Source organism: Ruminococcus sp. 8Y-12 (assembly GCF_058119865.1).
The window spans coordinates 530,137-547,131 of record NZ_CM176623.1; the positions used below are offsets into that span (position 1 = coordinate 530,137).

Consider the following 16,995-nt stretch of genomic DNA (forward strand, 5'->3'; position numbering starts at 1 on the left):
GCGCCAATGTGCGGCTGCGCAGCAGCTTTCCTATGTAACGAAGAAACGGATGCGGCCAGTTGACCACATCCGCCTTTAAATAATATTGGGTGAATTCTCTTCCTGTCCGCTATCTTATCTTAACCTTCTTTACACCGCTAAACTTAGTGGCAAAATACCGCTTGCCCAAAGAATCCCTGGCGTAAGCCCTCACTCTCAGATAATATGTCTTTTTCCTTTTCAATCCCTTTAAGGCCTTCACCGTTCTCTTCCCTCTCTGCCCTGTCTTGTAGACACTCCTGGCCTTTTTGAAGCTCTTGTTTGCGGCATATTGGATTTGGTATCCGTCCGCTGTCCTCACATTTGTGATGGTTACGGAGCAGACTTTTGCCTTTTTGCTTTTGGCTGTAAATGATTTCACTCCTCCGGGTTTTTTCACCTTCTTCCACTGGGCGTACAGGCTGATGGTCTTTCCCTGAACATGGGTCAGGTTTTTCACCGCCTTCTTATCTCCATAGGCAGCCCCTTTTCCATTCTTTTGGGTATTCCAGCCATGAAACACATAACCCGGCCTGCGAAATGAATTGGCCTTTACTCTGATTTCCCGGTCATAGGTCAAGCTCTGGGGGCCCATGTTCCCCTTTCCTCCGTTCTTCTGAAAGGAGATGCGGTAGGTGTTGGCCTTAAACTGTGCAGTAATCACTAGATTCTGTGTCACATTTCCATATGCGCTGCTCCACCCCGCAAAGGTGTAACCGAATCTCTCCGGTACAGATGGTGCTTTGGCGGAAGCGTTCTTCTCCACCTTCTGTTCAGACAGCACGCTGCCGTCATAATTTTTAAAGGTCACCTGATAGGAAACCACCTTGTCCGGCTCTGTATCCGGTTCCTGGATCTCCTTAAGCTCCCTGTATCCTGCGCGCAGTTCCTCCACTGCCTCCTGAATTTTTGTCTGGTCCGCAGCGGTGAGCGTCTCATCCTCCAGCAGTTTCTCTGCAGCCGCCAGGGCGTTTTTAAGACGTGCGGAGGAGTCCGGCTGGTAGAGACTCAGATCAATGGCTTTCATTTTGTCGGTTTCCCGGCGAAGCTCTGTCTTATCCGCGGGCCTGACGGGGTCCGCTTCCTGGAAGCCAATTACCTTCACATTGTCATACATCGCATAGTTAGCCTCATTGCCGCCTGTGGAAAATCCAAGGTGCAGGCCTCCTCCGTTTTTCAGTCCGCTTACGCTTCCCTCCGCCATCCAGTCCTCTGGTTCCGTACCTCCCTCCGGCCACACTTTAAGCGCCATCCTGCTGCCGGAGGTGTAGACCTTCAAGTGATACCAGCTCCCAGGCCTTAATCCCGCCCTGTCATTCTCCAGCCTGGCGGTTTCCGCGGCACTGCCGTTTACATTCTGCTGAAGCAGGATTCCCCCGTATCCGGGGATAATGGGGTAGGCGTGCATATTGTCCGGGCTGAAAGACTGGTAGTAATTACTCACATAAAGTCCCTCGATGCCATTTAGCTCATCCTGATACCGGAAATCCAGTGTCATTATTGTGCCATCCCAGCTGTCCTGCTTTGTGAGCCGCACCGCAGCGTTTTGTTTTCCCTGGATCTTCAGCACATGGCCGGCCCGGTCCCCGTCTTTTGCGATCAGGAACTGGTCCGGGTGGGTGAGCTGATATCCCTTTTCCTGGGTGTCCGAAAGTTTTCCTAGCCCATACTCGTCAAAGCTGTCCTCAAACAGTAGCTTTCCTAGCACCACAGCTCCTCTGAGTTTTTTTTGCTGTTCCCTGTTTCCTGCACGGTCATAGGCATAGTAGGTGAGTGTAAACTCCCCCTCTTTAGAAACCACAATAGGGCTTTCGTACTCTCTGATCCCGCCACCGTTCAACTGCCAGCTGATCCCCGCAGGGCCTGTACCCTCATCCTCAGCCGTCAGACGGATTTCTGCCTGATTAATGTAAGCGCCATCTTTTGTATGTTCTCCGTTCACCTCCGCTTTCGTCACCGGGGGCTGTGTATCCTCGGTCAGATCCTCGGTCACTCCGTCCTCAAAGGTGGTGATTACAAAGCTCTTATCCGTCTGCGTACCGTCTGCAGTCTCCACATAGATACTCCCTGTGGACACGCCTCCTGGGACCAAAAGCACGATCTGCTGTGGCCCCCAGCTGATCAGATAAGGAGAATCTTTCCCTAATTTCACTGCCTGTCCCGGCCCTGTCAAGACCACCTCTCCGGGAGTCTTTCCAAAATGTCCCTTTAATACAATCTTATCCCCAGCCTGAACTTCCTTGGGGGCATCCACGGACTCTAGCCGGATCTCCTCAAAGGTTACCAGAAGGATGGCCTTTAAATCCCTTAAGTTGGTCACGTTCCCCGGAAGGTCCGTCAAAGTCCCGGTGAACCGGTAAGTCCCTTTTCCATTGCTGTTGTATTCCGGCACGCCGTTATCCCACCTTACCCCTGCCCGTAAGGTGCTCCCGTCCGTCAATGTTACCTCCACAGAGGATGGCAGATTCAGCTCCTCTATGTCGGTTCCCGTCTCCACATGCCGCTCTCCAAATGAGGCGACTTTATAGATATCCTTCACAGAGTGCCTACCGGATTCCGACAGGATAACCTCCGCCAGGTTGAGGGCTTTATATCCCTCCAACTGGATGCGCACATACCGCGCTGTGGTATTTAAAGCCACATTGAGGCTCCGGTCGGGGGTATCGGTCACGTGGACCTTTGTGATACTTTCGTTGTCCTTCAATTCCTTTAACGTCCCTGTCAATGCCTGGTCAGAGGCGAAGATCCAGAAATTGTTTAAGTTCTTCTTTGCCTCCCCCTCGCAGTTCCATATGGTGATGTCCTCCAGCTCTTTGTTGCCGCCTAAGTCCACCTGCCACCAGGGATTGCTCTCCGTCTTTGTGGCGGACACGCTCTGACGGCTGTCCGAGCCGTTCAGGATGCCGTCGGCTGCCCGCTCCCCGTAGCTTCGCCCCGACACGGAAGACTGACTTATGGTCTTTTTCCAGGCCAGATTTCCCGCTGTGTCATAATCCTTGTACCAGCTGGAGGGAACCTCCTGAAGGTCCGGCAGCTTCTCATAGGCATCCCCGATCTCCCGAAGTCGATCCAGCACGTTCCGGTCCATTCTGCCCTCCGGATTGGGCGCTGCATTCAGTATGAACGCACAGCCTTTTCGGTTCTGGGGATAGCACATCTGGTTCAGCACCCAGTCCACAGACTGCAGCTGCTGGGTGGGGTTGTTGGTGTTCCAGAACCACTGTCCCTGGAGATTGTGGCAGGCCATACCTGGTTTATCAAACCAGGAGGGAATGGTCTGCCCAGCCCCGTTTTCAAAGATGGTCAGGTCCGTGTGCGTGTCATTAACCTCGCAGCTTATATTGATAACAATACAGTTGGGCTGAAGGCTGTGCACCAGTTCTTCTACCTCCCTGTAGGGCAGCTCCGTGTAGAGAGGGCTTCCCAGGTCACTTCCCCAATCTGCATTCCACCCGTCCAGGATCAGGAACGGAATATCTCCGTAGTTTGTCATCAGCTCCCGGATCTGTCCTAAAATGACATCCCGGTTTTTGGTATAGATCTCTTTGCGTATCTGGTCATTGGTACCGCTGAAATTGGGTTTTTCCACTGCCTCCAGATGCAGGTCCATGATGGAAAAATACAGGCCCGCCTGGATTCCCCTGCTCCTAAATGAGGTAAGGTATTCCTCCACCACGTCCAGCCCGGGCTGGTTTCCCTTAGAAATATTGTGTTCATAAACCTGGCTGGGCCAGATGTCAAAGCCGTCGTGGTGCTTGCTGGTCATGCAGGAGAATTCCATCTGCGCGGATACCGCAGCATCCGCCCACTGGTCTGTGTCCAGGCTTGCGGGATCAAAGTCCTCCGGGTCCGCCATGGCCGGCCCCCAGTCCTCCAGCGCAAAGTCATATTTGGGATTTTGTCCGTTGTTAGTGTAGGTAGACATATTGTAGTGAAGGAACATGCCAAAACGCTGATTTACAAGTTCCCGGTACATCTCCATCCGTTCTCTGGGAAGGCCGCGCAGCTTTGCAATGGCCCGGGTGAGTGTCTTGAGTGCATTGTCCGCTTTCCCGGCATTGGACGTATCATTCACACCCAGAAGGGCTGCATCCCTGGCTGCCCCCAGAGCTTGGGCAATCTCATCCTTTGCCTCCTGCCAGCTTTCGGTTGTGTACTCCTCACGCTTAAGCTCCTGTGCCTCCCGTATTTTCTTTTCCAGCGAGGCAGAGACTCCGGAGGGGATTCCGGTATCCGCGGCTGCGGCATCCAAGTTATCCTTTGTCTGTCCAATCTCCTGCTCAGTGGCATTCTCATTCTCCAGCATTTCCTCGGCTGCAGTGACTGCTCCCTGAAGCTGTGTCCATTTCTCCGCCGCAAAATCAAAGTCCGACAGCTTCTGAGTGCGGGCGATTGCGTTTGCCAGATTTTCCTTTGCGATGTCCGCCTCCCCCATGTAGTGAGTAATCATAACCTCGCTCAGGCCATAGCATCCGCCCCCGTCAAAGGTTCCAAGCCTTGGGTCCGGGTTTGCCGCGATGCGCACATAGCGGGCGGCCACCCCCAGAACAACTGTATCGCTGACCGGTTCACGGACAGAGCCGGTGGCCATATGCAGTTCACGGTGATAACCCACATCCAGCTGATCGTCCAGGGGTGTCCAACTTTCCCCGTCTGAGGAATACTCGATATTGACAAAGTGAAAGCCTCTCTTTAAAAACTGGTCCGTGCCATCGTACTGGTTGTGGTTCCAAATGTACAGGTTCGCCAGCTCCTGCACTTTTCCGGTGTCAAATTCTACCCACACAGAACTGCCCGCATTGTCCTCAGTCTGCCACATTCCCTGGGCATAGTTCCCGTTGGAGTGGGTGGCATCCAGACTGTTCTTTTTGGAAAGACCGCTTCCGTTTACCAGATTGTCCGGTGTGATGTCCCATCCGCTGCGGGACTGGCTGGCCTCAGCAGCCAGGGACAGAACCCCCTTAGCAGAGTCAGGCCCCCCATTGCCCTCCCCTGCCGCAGATGTGTGGAATGTATTTCCCATTGTCCCCGTGAGGATAGCAGCTGCACTTAAGACCACCGCCAGAGTCCTCTTTATAGTATTTAGCTTCATTCCTTCTCCCTTCTGTTTCTCATATTTCTATCTGCATATAATGGCTATCATTTTACTTTTACTCTCTTTGCCTTGCTAAACGCTTTGGCGTAATAGCGTTTTCCTGCGGAATCCTTTGCATAGGCCCGTACTTTTATATAGTAGGTTTTCTTTCTCTTTAGCCCTTTCAGCAGCTTTGTGGTCTTCTTTCCCTCCGCTTTCGCCACATACACATTTTTTGCCTTCTTAAATGACTTGTTGGAAGAATAGCTGATCTGATAGCCGTCCGCTCTCTTTACATTTGTGATCGCAACCGTACAGACCTTCGCCCTTTTGCTGGCTGCGCTTACGGTCTTAACCTTCCCCGGGCGTGCCGCCTTTTTCCACTGTGCGTAGAGAGTGACGGTCTTTCCATTTACGTATGTAAGGTTTTTCACCGGCTTTTGGTCCGCATAGAGGGGCCCCTTTCCATTTTTCTGTGTACTCCATCCCTTAAAAATGTAACCGGAGCGTTTAAACTTGCCGGCTCTCAGGCTGCTGTTCTGGTCATAGGTCATGGACTGGGTGCCCATACTTCCCCGGCCGCCGTTCTTATGGAAGGAGATCCGGTAGGTATTGGCCCGGTACTGGGCGGTAATCACCATATTCTGAGTTACTTTTTCAAAAGGAGAGCTCCATCCTGTAAAGGTGTATCCCATTCTTGCGGGCGCTGCGGGAGCTTTTGCAGAAGTGTTTTTCTCCACCTTCTGCTGACTCAGCACACTGCCGTTGTAATCCTGAAAGATCACCTGAAAGGTTGTCTGAGGAGCAGGTTTTGGCTCCGTCTCCGGTTCTTCCTTCTCCAGTTCCAGGTAGCCGGCTTCCAGTTCCTCCACTGCCGCCTGTATCTGCTCTTGATCCAGAATCGTCAAATCATCCCTGTCCAAAAGCTCCTGTGCCGCCTCCATAGCTGCCGCAAGTCTCTGGGCGGACTCCTGGGTGTACTGGGTTAAATCCACTTTTTTCATTTCATCAAGCTTGGCCTGAAGCGCGCTGGTATCCGCCTCCTCTATAGGCTTGGCCTCAGTAAAATCAATGATCTTAATATTGTCGTACAATGCGTAGTTGTTCTCATTTCCTCCCGCTGAGAAGGAGAGATGCAGACCGCCGCCGCCCTGCAGGCCGTTCACTTCCCCTGCTGCCATCCACTCCTGGGGCTCCTCGCTACCCTCGGGCCATACTTTTACCGCCATCTCACTGCCGGAAGTGTACGCCTTAAGGTGATACCAGTGGCCTGCCTTCAGACTGATTCTCTTGTTCTCCAGCCTGGCCGCCTCTCTTGCATTCCCATTTACATTTTGCTGCAGCAGTATTCCTCCGTAGCCCGGTACGACAGGATACACATGCATGTTGTCAGGACTGAAGGACTGGTAATAATTGCTCACATAGAGGCCTTCAATTCCTCCCAAATCCTCCTGGTACCAAAAATCCAGTGTCATGACCGTTCCATCCCAGCTGTCCTGTTTGATCATGCGGACTGCGGTGTCTCTCTTGCCCTGTATCTTCAGCACCTTACCTGGTATGGAATTCCCTTTTACCACCTCGAACTGTTCCGGATGGGTCAGCTCATATCCCACCTCATTGGGGTCTGTAAATTTCCCCTCTTCATACTCGTCAAAATTCTCCTCAAAGAGAACATTTCCCTGGGCCACGGTTCCGGTTACTTTTTTCGCGGCTTCTCTGTTACCGGCCCGGTCATAGGCATAGCAGGTCAGGGTAAACGCCCCCTCCCTGGAGACTACCACAGGCTTTTCATACTCATTCACCGGCCCGTCGTTTAACTGCCAGTGGATGCCGGCAACGCCGCTCTCCCCGTCCTCGGCTTCCAGAGAAATGGTTGCCTGGTTAATGTATGCCCCCTGCGCTGTCTGGTCCCCAGTCGTCTGCGCCTGGGTCACCGGAGCTGTCTGATCCTCTGACAGATCTTCCGTTACACCCTCCTGAAAGGTAGTGATTGCCAGGTTGTCAAAGCTTGCAAAAGCAGTATCCGCTCCTGAGGAGTCTGCGTATTGGAGGAAGAAACCTCCTTTTTGCAGGCCGCCATAGGAGGCGCCGCCTGTCCACCCGGAGGGTTCCTCCTCTCCTCGCTTCCACATTTTCACCTGAAGGTTATCCCCGGTCATCTCCATTTTTATAGAGTACCAGGCGCCCACCTCATAAGTGAAATTGGTGTCCCCATGCTCTGAGTAGCCGCCGTTTAAGTACCTCTGATAAAAGATTCCGTTTCTGAAATGCGGCAGCAGATTTGCCAGACAGCGGTTGTCCTTGTTCTGATATCTGGGTGAGATGTAAATTCCCCCATAGTCCTTTGTGTCAGAATCAAACCGGTAGTCAAAGGAAATCTTTACATTCTCCCAGTCCGCCTCCTTGGTCAGATAGATATCATTTCCATCGGAGTTCATCCTCAGAATCTTTCCGCCGTCCTCCTGTGCAACACTTATCCGGTCATGCAGGAAGGTATATTTCTCCACTGCCTCCTGCTGCGCATTTAGTTTCCCTTCGGAGTAGGATTCAAAATCATCGGCAAAAAGCTCTTTTTCACTGCCGTATACCGTCAGTTTCTGATCTCTGTTGGTACGGGTCCCGTCCGCCGCTTCCACATAAAAGCTGCCGCTTGAGACGCCTCCCGGAACCAAAAAGGAAATCTTGTGCTTAGTCCAGCCAAGAAGACAGGGAGAATCCCCATTGACCGCCACTTCACCGCCAGGTCCTGTCAGGACAATTCGTCCCGGCTCTTCCCCGAAATACCCCTCAAGGGTTACCTTATCCCCTGTTTTTACAAAGTCAGGGGCTGTCACCTTGTCCAATTCCTTGGGGCGGATGTGCTCAAAGGCTTTCTCAATGCCGATCTGTTCTGCAAGCCCGTGGGGATAGGCTGTGCTCTCCGGCGCCGTATCCCAGTAGTTTTCCATAAATACAGGCTGATCCATCCGGTGTCCCCAGGTAAATTCCCGGATATTGTAAAAACAGGTGTAGGGAGTGTCATAGGTGATGTTACCCTCCACCTTTATGCCGCCGCTGCCCTCATCCAGATAGAGGCCTCCCGGCCAACTGGACATGTTGTGGATGCTGTTAAAGGAAATGCTGCTTCCGGGCATGTCGCCCAGGGTATAGATTCCGCCTCCATCATGCATCTTTGTCATACAGTAGCCCACGTCATTGTATTCAATGATATTGTTTCTGGAGACAGCCGCATCCCCCTGAGGAAATACCGGATACCACTCGGGTGTGATCTCCCCCGCCTCTGTGGAGTTGGCGCGCCCCGTCTGGTCCCAGAAGCCCCAGCCCCAGCCAACGGAGATGCCGGAGTAGGCCACATTTTTGATGGTATTGTGAGTGATAACGGTTCCGTCCGTGTAGCCCGCCAGAACTGCCACGCTTCCCTTGTACTCTGTACCGATCTCATTGAAATAACAGTTGGTAACCACATTGTCCTTTACCACATAGCGCTCATCGTGGGGATACTTTCCGGGGTCCTTAGCATGCCTTTGCATGGCCTCCCTGATCTCATCCAAGGTCGCATCCTCCGCCAGAGTCACCGGGTGGGCATCATTGATATTCACGCCGCCGATGAGGACACCGCCGCCGGAGATATCCTGGAAGACACACTGCTCCACCACATTGTTCACAGAGCCCTTCAGGATTCCCACTGCCCCGGAACCCAGGTTGCGAAAATCACATCCCAGGAAGGTGATGTTCTCGCTCATCTTTGTCTCAACGGCCGCCTGGGGGGTGAGGGAGTACCCGTGCATGTTTTCCGTCTCCTCCGGATCATGGGCAAAGTTGGCCTGCTGATCAGGCCACCCGTGAACGCTGGGGTACAGCCAGGTATTGTATTCAAAGGAGAGGCCTTCAAAGAAGAGGTTCTTTACCTTTTTGTCCGCCTCCCCGTACAGGGTGATGAACTGCTCTGTGCTGGGGATGATGACCTTGGCCTGGTCCATGTCCTGCCCCTCCTCGGGCAGGTAGTAAACCGCCTTTTCCTGCTCATCAAAATACCACTCTCCCGGCTCATCCAAAAGCTCATAAGCGTTTTCGATATAACTTGGGACGTCCGCGTGCACCTGGTTTCCCCCGGCTATCTGGTTCAGCCTGAAAGACTTCCAGTCCATCTCTATGTAAATCTCGCTGTCACTGACCTTCTCAATGGAAGCAATGGGTGATATCCGGTGCACCCAGAGAATGTCATACACAAACTCCACGTCCTGAAGATTGCGCCAGTCTGCCATCTCCACCGCGCTGCTCTTGTAGCCCCGGTACGCCCTGTGGGTTCCGCTGTAGGTAGTGTACTCCTGATATTCGCCGGCCCGCTCAATGCCTCCGGGAACCTGGCCCCTGGCCCGGACGGCCATCTCCCCGTCCACATAGAGCTGCCTGGTATTCTCCACATCCGGCACCTCTGCCTTCATAAGGCCAGGCCGCTGTCCATCCTGCGCGTCCTTCCAGCCTGTCACCTCTTTTCCTGAAGTAAAAACAGGCCTGCCGCCCTCTTTGGCTCTGTAGATTACCCGATAGCCATTGGTGCCGGAGTCTTCAGCCTCAAATGCTGCCGTACTTTCCATAAAGTATTCCCCGTCCTCAAAATACACCAGAATGTCTCCTGTCATATCCTGGTTCATGGTCCTGACTTTCTCTCTCGCCTGTTCCAGCGTCCGCAGCGGATCTGTTGCCAGACCGCTTCCTGTGTCACTCCCCAAGGGGGATACATAGATTTCTGCCATAACAGGTGCCTGCTGCTTTTTACTTGCATAACTTGTCATGCCCGCAGGGCAGGAACCTGCCACAAGAGCTGCCGCAAGCACTGCGGCAGCTATTCTCTTGCCCATATTCCTTTTTAAATCTTTTCTCATACCTTCTCATCCTCCATCTGTCAGAGGGAGGCCTCTTCCTCCCCCTGGGCTTTCTGACGTTACTATTCACACGTTCCCAGTAACTTTCTTCCCCTTCTCTCTCTGGCATTCTTCAGGGAATGGTCGTAAGCAGTGTCTGACAGCACCCGCTGATCTCAAAATGTCCTGTGGATGCAGTGATCAGCAGGCTGTCCCCCTTTGAAAAGGAGACTTCCTCGCCGTTTCGGACGGTTCCGCTGCCATCCAGCACAAGTACATGCACAAAGGAGCTGCCGTCCACCTCCCCGCTCATCTTTCCCAGGACTCTGCCGTCCAGCGTGAGCTTATCCACTGTAAAATATTTGCAGCTTCCAAGGTGGGGTTCAAAATCCTCTCTGCGCGCCTTTGGACTGCGGTCTGTAACCGCCAGCGCTTTTTCAATGTGCAGGTCTCTCTGTTTTCCGTCCGGCCCCGTCCTTCCATAGTCATAAACCCGGTAGGTCACATTGGAATTCTGCTGGATCTCCGCGATTACGATGCCCTTTCCGATTGCGTGGATGGTGCCGGCTTCGATGAAAAAGACATCTCCTTTCTGCACAGAAACCTTGTTCAGCACCTCCAGAATAGTCCCATCCTGGATGCGCTGCCTTAATTCCTCCCTGGATATCTCCCTGGAAAACCCGTAGTAGAGATAGGCATCCTGCGCACAGTCCACCACATACCACATCTCCGTCTTCCCATACTGACCTTCCTCGTTCAGAGCATATTCATCGCTGGGATGGACCTGTATGGACAAATCCTCCCTGGCGTCGATGAACTTGATCAGCACCGGAAAGTTATCAAAGGCCGCGCAGTGGCTTCCCAGAATCCGCTTTCCCTCCCACTCGATATATTCCTGAAGGGTTTTCCCCTGAAAAGGTCCCTCGGCAATCCGGGAGCTGCCATCCATGTGGCAGGACAGCTCCCAGGATTCGGCCAGAGTCTTTCCGTCGTACTGCTTGTGATAATCTCTGATTAACTTGTCCCCACCCCAGATGTATTCCTTAAAGGCCGGTTCTAATTTTAAGATTGCCATAGCTTGACTTCCTCTATTTCTTGATGATTACAGAACTGCTTTGTCCCTTCCCTCTCATCAGCTTCCGATATTTCTTTTGTCTGGAGGACGGAACCTTAATCACCGCTTTTTTGTATATCCCTCTGAATGCATTTTTACCCACAAGCTTCAGTGACTTAGATTTCACGGTAATCTTTTTTAGCTTCTTGTCGCCATAGAAAGCGTATGGATGAATCCTGGTCACATATTTCTCAATGGTCACTGTAGTCAGTCTTTTGTTGTTCCGGAATGCATTCCTGGCAATTTCTGTCACTTTGTACCTGTAGTTTCCAATCTTCACAGATCCAGGCACCCTTGCGGTTTTCAGGGTCTTTTTCACCGGCTTTATAAGGCTAACGGTTCCGGACTTAGTCGAAGCGTTTAGCACTTTATACTTATAGCTGCCCGCTGTGTAAGTCTTTCCCTTTTTGGCTTTGATCACAAAGGTTCTGGTTATGCTTCCCCGGTAGTTTCCCTTTCCGGTGATCACCACCTGGGCTGTTCCCGGTTTTACATTGCTGCGGTAGGTCAGGGTATAGTCCGTATTTTCCTTTAGCACCTTGTTTCCGTCTTTGATGGTCACCTTGGGTTTCAATGCCCCGCCTGTGTGGGTCTGGGCCGGAATGCCGCTGATTGATAAACTGGATATCTCCACTGTCTGTGGCTCCTCTTTGTCCCCCGGTGCGGGGTTGTCCGGAATGGGGTTATCCGGTTTCCTTTCCAATCCCCGGATGGCCTCATCCAGTGCCTTTGCCGCTGCGTCCACTTCCTCCTGAGCAGCCTTTTTCGAGAGACTCACTGCCGCTGCCAGGGCTGTCTTAAATGTGCTTACACTCTCGTCTGTAAATGCCTGAAGCTGCGCCTCCGTAATGTTACATGCCTCTTTGATCAATTCGTCCAGCTTCTCCCTGGATGCAGGACATCTTATGAGAGCTGTCCGGATATTCTGGGTCATCTCCCCGTTCACCTTGAGGGTTCCCGCGGCAGTCAAATATCCCTCTGCTTCGATGGAGTAGGAGTAGGTTCCCTCTTTGAGCAGATAGCTTTTATCCGCTTGAGCGTTTACTGTCTGGAACTGGGCATCTGTCACAGTTATCTTCGCATCCTGCGGCAGAACCTCAAAGGTTACCCTGGTCTCCTTAGCTTTTACCTCAAAGCCTCTCACCTGGATGTTATCAATGTATGCCTCATTTTCATTGGCCTTTCCGGAGAAGGACAGATGCAGGCCGCCGCCTCCGCTCAATCCCGAAACGTCTCTCTGAGCCATCCACTGGGCGGGCTCCTCCTCTCCCCTGTGCCAGATCTTAAAGGCCATGTGGTCGGATGAGGTCTGCATCTTTACCGTGTACCAGACACCGTTTTGAAGCGGATAATCCTCGTTGCTGATTCCCGTGATGTTGCTTGCGTTTCCGTTTACATTCTGCTGGAGCAGGACTCCGCCCCATCCTGGCAGCATGGGATAGGCATACATGCTGTCCGGTCCCAGACTCTGGAAGTAATTGCTGGGGTAAAGCCCTTCCAGTCCGCCCAACTGGTTCTGATACTTGTAGTCAAAGGTCATCACTGTGTTTTCCCAGTCCGCGTATTTCAAAAGCCTCACATCCTGGCCAATGCCCTTCAGCTTTAAAAGCTGGCCTGCATCGTCCCCGGCAATCTCCATGGCGTCCTTGTTGATGGCCGTGTATCCCTTTTTCTCCAAATCGGTAAAGCTTCCGGGCGCATAGTCTTCGAAATCGTCCTCAAAGATCAGCTCTCCGGGCTGCAGGTCCACAACAAAGTGGAATGTCTGCACTTCCCCAGCATTTCCCGCCCGGTCCGTTGCGCGGTAGGACAGGGTGTAGTCTCCGTTTCCGGTAAACAAGAGCGGTTCCGTGTAGGTGGTAAATTCCCCGTCTCCCAGACGGTACTCAATATCTGCCACACCTGTACCGTCATCCTGGGCAGCCAGCTCCACGCGGACATCGCTGTGGTACAAGTCCGGATTCTCCTGGCTGCGGTTTCCTGTCACCAGTGCTGTGGCCACAGGGGCCGTATAGTCTCCGGATACATCCGTGGTAGCTCCTGCCTCATAGCCCAGCACCCTCAGATTGTCAATGCTGGCCCTCTCTCCATCCTTAAGACTGGTGAGCTGGATCAGCAGTCCGCCTCTGTTCACCCCGGAAAAGGTGGTTGTGGAATTCCAAAGTGCAGGTTCCGGTTTGCCCTTTTCCCACACCTTTACCTTCATCTCCTGACCTACAATGGCAATCTTGGTACTGTACCAGGTGCCCACTTTGTAGGTGAATTTACCTCCGCCCCCGGGGCCGTTCAGGCTGCCGCCCACATACTGCTGGTATCCCAGGCCGTTGCTGTAGTTGGGTGTAAGCAGAACCAGGTATTTGTTGTCGTGGTCCTGGAATCTGGGTGAGAGAAAGAGTCCCCCGAAATCGTGTGGATTCACGTCATAGCGCAGGTCCATGGCAATCATCACATCCTGCCAGTCCGCTTTCTTCTCAATGCGCGCGTCCGATCCACCGGACTTATTGATGCGCAAAAACTGTGAGCCGTTGTCCTCATCCTTTTCCACATAGGCGCTGTCCACAATGGCTGTATAGCGGTTTGCCGCACTCTCCTGCGCGCTTAGCTGTCCCTCCTCATAGCTGTCAAAGTCATCTGCAAACAGCTCCTCCGTAAAGTCCCCCACATTGATTTTCTTTGTATTGCTCTTTGTGCCAGATGCGCTCTCTATCCACACCGGGCCTGTCACAATGCCACCCGGTATGCGGATGAGAATCTTTTTCGCGTTCCAATTTAAGATATGTTCTGATGTTCTGTCCAGATAAACGGTACCGTTCTCCCCGCAAAGCGCCACCCTGCCGGGTTCCTCCCCGAAGTTGCCCTCCAGGATTACCTTATCCCCTGAAGTGATAAACTCCGGCGCGGTCAGATTGTTCAGTTCAATGGGGATAATGCTCTGTCCGTTCACATCCTGGACCCCAGCCCTCGCTGCCAGCTCCGCGGGATAGCTGCTGCTTCCCGGTTTTACCCCATAGTGGTTACTGCCGCCGTCCACAAAATGATCTGCCTTGTACCCATAAGTGTGCTCGCGCACATTGTGGTTTAAATCCACCTGGACATTGTAAGTGATATTCTCATCCACAGTCATGCCGCCGCTGCCCTCATCCAGGTAAATGCCGCCGGGCCATCCCACGTTGTCGTGGATCAGGTTGGCCCTGATGCTGCTTCCGGGCATATCGCCCAGGGTGTAGATTCCGGCTCCGTCGTGAAGCTTCATCATGCACTGGGAAATGTCGTTATTTTCAATCACATTGTTCCTGGAGACAGCCGCATCGCCCAGAGGGAATCTGGGGTAAGCCGCCGGTGTCTCATTGTCCGGGGTACCGTCCGGTTTGTAACGTCCGCCCTGGTCCCAGAATCCCCAGCCCCAGCCCACGGAAATACCGGAGTAAGCCACATTCCGCACAGTGTTGTTGGTGATCACCGTACCGTCCGTGTAGCCCGCCACAATGCCGATACTTCCCTTGTACTCTGTGCCGATTCCGTTGAAATAATTATTGGTGATGGTGTTGTTCTTTACAATCAGGCGCTCATCGTGCTCGGTCTTATTGGCAATATGATTCTCTATGGTGTCTCCCGGCTTCAGAGGATGCGCATCCGTGATGCTCACGCCGCCCACCAGAACGCCCCCTGCTGAAATGTCCTTAAACACACAGTTTTGTACCCTGTTCTCTGTGGAACCCTCCAGCATGTTGATGCCGGCGGAGCCCAGATTGCGGAAGGTGCAGCCGTCAAAGGTGATGCCCTTTGTCATCTTTGTCACCACTGCTGCCCCCGGCGCCAGGGAGTAGGCGTGCATGTTGAACTCCTCTCTGGGGTCATGGGCAAAGTTGGCCTGCTGCTCCGGCCAGCCCTTTGTGCTGGGATACAGCCAGGTATTGTACTCCAGGGTAAAGCCCTCAAAGGCGATATTTTCTGCCTTCTCATCCAGACTTCCCTCAACGGTGATCAGGTTTTCCACACTGGGGATAATGGCCTGGACCTTGTCCATGTCCTGCCCCGCTTTTGGCATATAGTAGAGCCTTTTTTCCTGCCGGTCAAAATACCACTCTCCCGGTTCATCCAATAGCTCATAGGCATTCTCCGCGTAGTCCGGTTCCCTTGTGATCTGGACTCCTCCCGCGATCTGACCTGTCTTAAAGGAATCCCACTCCATCTCAATAAAGGTATGAGAGTCATCCTGTTTTGTGATGGATATTATGGGCGAGATTCTGTGCGCCCAGCTAATGTCCCAGACAAATTCAATGTCCGAGGGATTTCTCCAGTTTAAAATATCCGTATTGCTGCACAGAAATCCTGTGTAGGCATCGTGATTTCCATTGTATGTGGTGTAAGTTTTCTTCTCACCCGCACGGTTCATTCCCCCGGGAATCCTGCCCTTAGCCCTTGTGGCCATTTCACCGTCCACAAAGAACTGCCTGGTGTTGGGAATATCCACATCCGCAGCCAAAAGACCGGGACGTCCGCTGTCCCCGGCATCCTCCCAGCCAGTCACCTCCAGACCAGAGGTAAGAACTGGTCTGGCCTTCTCTCTGGCTTTGTATAGGATCTGATATCCATTGCTCCCCGAGTCCTCCTGGTCAAAGGCCACGGTGTCCTCAAGCAGGTATTCCCCGTCGTCAAAGTAAACCACAATGTCCCCTGTCATGTTATCATTTAACTTCCTTACCGCCTGCCTGGCCTCATCCATACTTGCATAGGGCCTGGCCTCTGAGCCATCCGGGTCTTTCACCTCAGACGAGGCTGACACATAGATTTCTGCCATTACCTTACTGCCGCTCTCCTCCTTGGGTGCGGCCAGAGCCACTCCGGGTACGGAGGTCACGGTCAGGGCTGCCGCCAGTAAACCGGCAATCAACTTTTTCCTCATAAGCTTCTTCTCCTTTTTCTCTCTATCTTCCTATAATCATAGGAAGTGCGTCACACAAGTTCTCATATCTGCTCAGGCACAATCCGCCCACGCTGGCTTTCTCAATATTGCCGCCCCCGATTCCGATCACCGGAAAACCCGAGAGGCGCAGGGAAAGCACGCCTGCGGAAGAATCCTCCATTCCAATCACCCTGTTTCGCTCCCCGGGCAGAATCCCCAGGCCCACTCTGGCAGTCTCCGCGTAAAGCCAGGGGTGGGGCTTCATGGCCAGTTCGCTGACGGTCCCCGCCTTCCCCCGGCCAAACGCAGTCCCCGCAGTGATGATGGCATCGTAAAAGTCGAAGGGGTCTCCCATGCCCATCACCTCAAAGGCGGAAACGATCTCAGGCATTGCCTTGCGGTAGAGTCCTGAGGTTACCAGACCGATTTGAATGCCCTTTGCCTTCACCTCTGTGAGGAAATCTTTTAAGCCCGGGGCTGGGACAAAGGCTCCCTTTTTCCCCCTTCCGTCCATGATTTTCTGCATCTCATCCTCAACGATTTCATAGTAGTACGACCTGGCTGTCTCCACGTTTTTATCCGGGCAGTACTTGTTGATGCAGTACTGCAGATGCTCGGACACAGAGTGCCCGGATACAAAGGGCTCATCCTCATCCTTCAGGCGAAAGCTCTCCTTTTCCATCAAACGCTGCACCGTCTTCTCAATAATCCACATCCAGAACTGCTCACTCTTCACACTGGTGCCGTCCAGGTCCATCAGAAGGGCTTTCGCAGGTCCCTCATATACCGGCTCGGTCATGGGATAGATTGCCGGATAGCCCATCAGGGACTTTACATAACAGAGGGTCTTATCCTCATACACAACAAACTCTGCTTTCCCGTCCGCGGTCACAAGGATCTCCTTCACCCCCTCCGCACCGGCCTTAAAGATCCCCCCTTCACTCTCCGGAAGCTGTCCAAACGCTTCCGCCTCTCTCAAAGTTCCCATTCCCGGGATATATCTCTCCATACTTCTATC

At 52.9% G+C, this 16,995-nt stretch carries 5 protein-coding genes; all 5 read right to left on the bottom strand.

From position 1 onward, the window contains the following. Positions 1-109: 109 nt before the first annotated feature. The gene (locus tag AC0THY_RS02015; RefSeq protein ID WP_489992803.1) at positions 110-5,110 is read right to left on the bottom strand and encodes an alpha-L-fucosidase; all 5,001 of its coding nucleotides are present in this window, start codon (positions 5,108-5,110) and stop codon (positions 110-112) included. A gap of 47 nt (positions 5,111-5,157) precedes the next feature. Next, positions 5,158-9,978, bottom strand: a complete 4,821-nt coding sequence (locus AC0THY_RS02020; RefSeq protein ID WP_489992804.1) for an OmpL47-type beta-barrel domain-containing protein — start codon at positions 9,976-9,978, stop codon at positions 5,158-5,160. Positions 9,979-10,090: 112 nt separating this feature from the next. After that, positions 10,091-11,032 carry a type I phosphomannose isomerase catalytic subunit gene (locus AC0THY_RS02025; protein WP_489992805.1) on the bottom strand — a complete coding sequence of 314 codons (942 nt, stop codon included), beginning with the start codon at positions 11,030-11,032 and terminating at the stop codon, positions 10,091-10,093. Positions 11,033-11,045: 13 nt separating this feature from the next. Beyond that, positions 11,046-15,977 carry an OmpL47-type beta-barrel domain-containing protein gene (locus AC0THY_RS02030; protein WP_489992806.1) on the bottom strand — a complete coding sequence of 1,644 codons (4,932 nt, stop codon included), beginning with the start codon at positions 15,975-15,977 and terminating at the stop codon, positions 11,046-11,048. A 22-nt stretch (positions 15,978-15,999) separates the two neighbouring features. Further along, complete coding sequence (locus AC0THY_RS02035) at positions 16,000-16,986, bottom strand: HAD family hydrolase (protein ID WP_489992807.1); 987 nt, start codon at positions 16,984-16,986, stop codon at positions 16,000-16,002. Between the last annotated feature and the right edge of the window lie 9 nt (positions 16,987-16,995).

Excerpts from the sequence above, each read along its gene's own strand:
- AC0THY_RS02015 (WP_489992803.1), bottom strand. The coding sequence starts at position 5,110 with ATGAAGCTAAATACTATAAAGAGGACTCTGGCGGTGGTCTTAAGTGCA.
- AC0THY_RS02020 (WP_489992804.1), bottom strand. The coding sequence starts at position 9,978 with ATGAGAAAAGATTTAAAAAGGAATATGGGCAAGAGAATAGCTGCCGCA.
- AC0THY_RS02025 (WP_489992805.1), bottom strand. The coding sequence starts at position 11,032 with ATGGCAATCTTAAAATTAGAACCGGCCTTTAAGGAATACATCTGGGGT.
- AC0THY_RS02030 (WP_489992806.1), bottom strand. The coding sequence starts at position 15,977 with ATGAGGAAAAAGTTGATTGCCGGTTTACTGGCGGCAGCCCTGACCGTG.
- AC0THY_RS02035 (WP_489992807.1), bottom strand. The coding sequence starts at position 16,986 with ATGGAGAGATATATCCCGGGAATGGGAACTTTGAGAGAGGCGGAAGCG.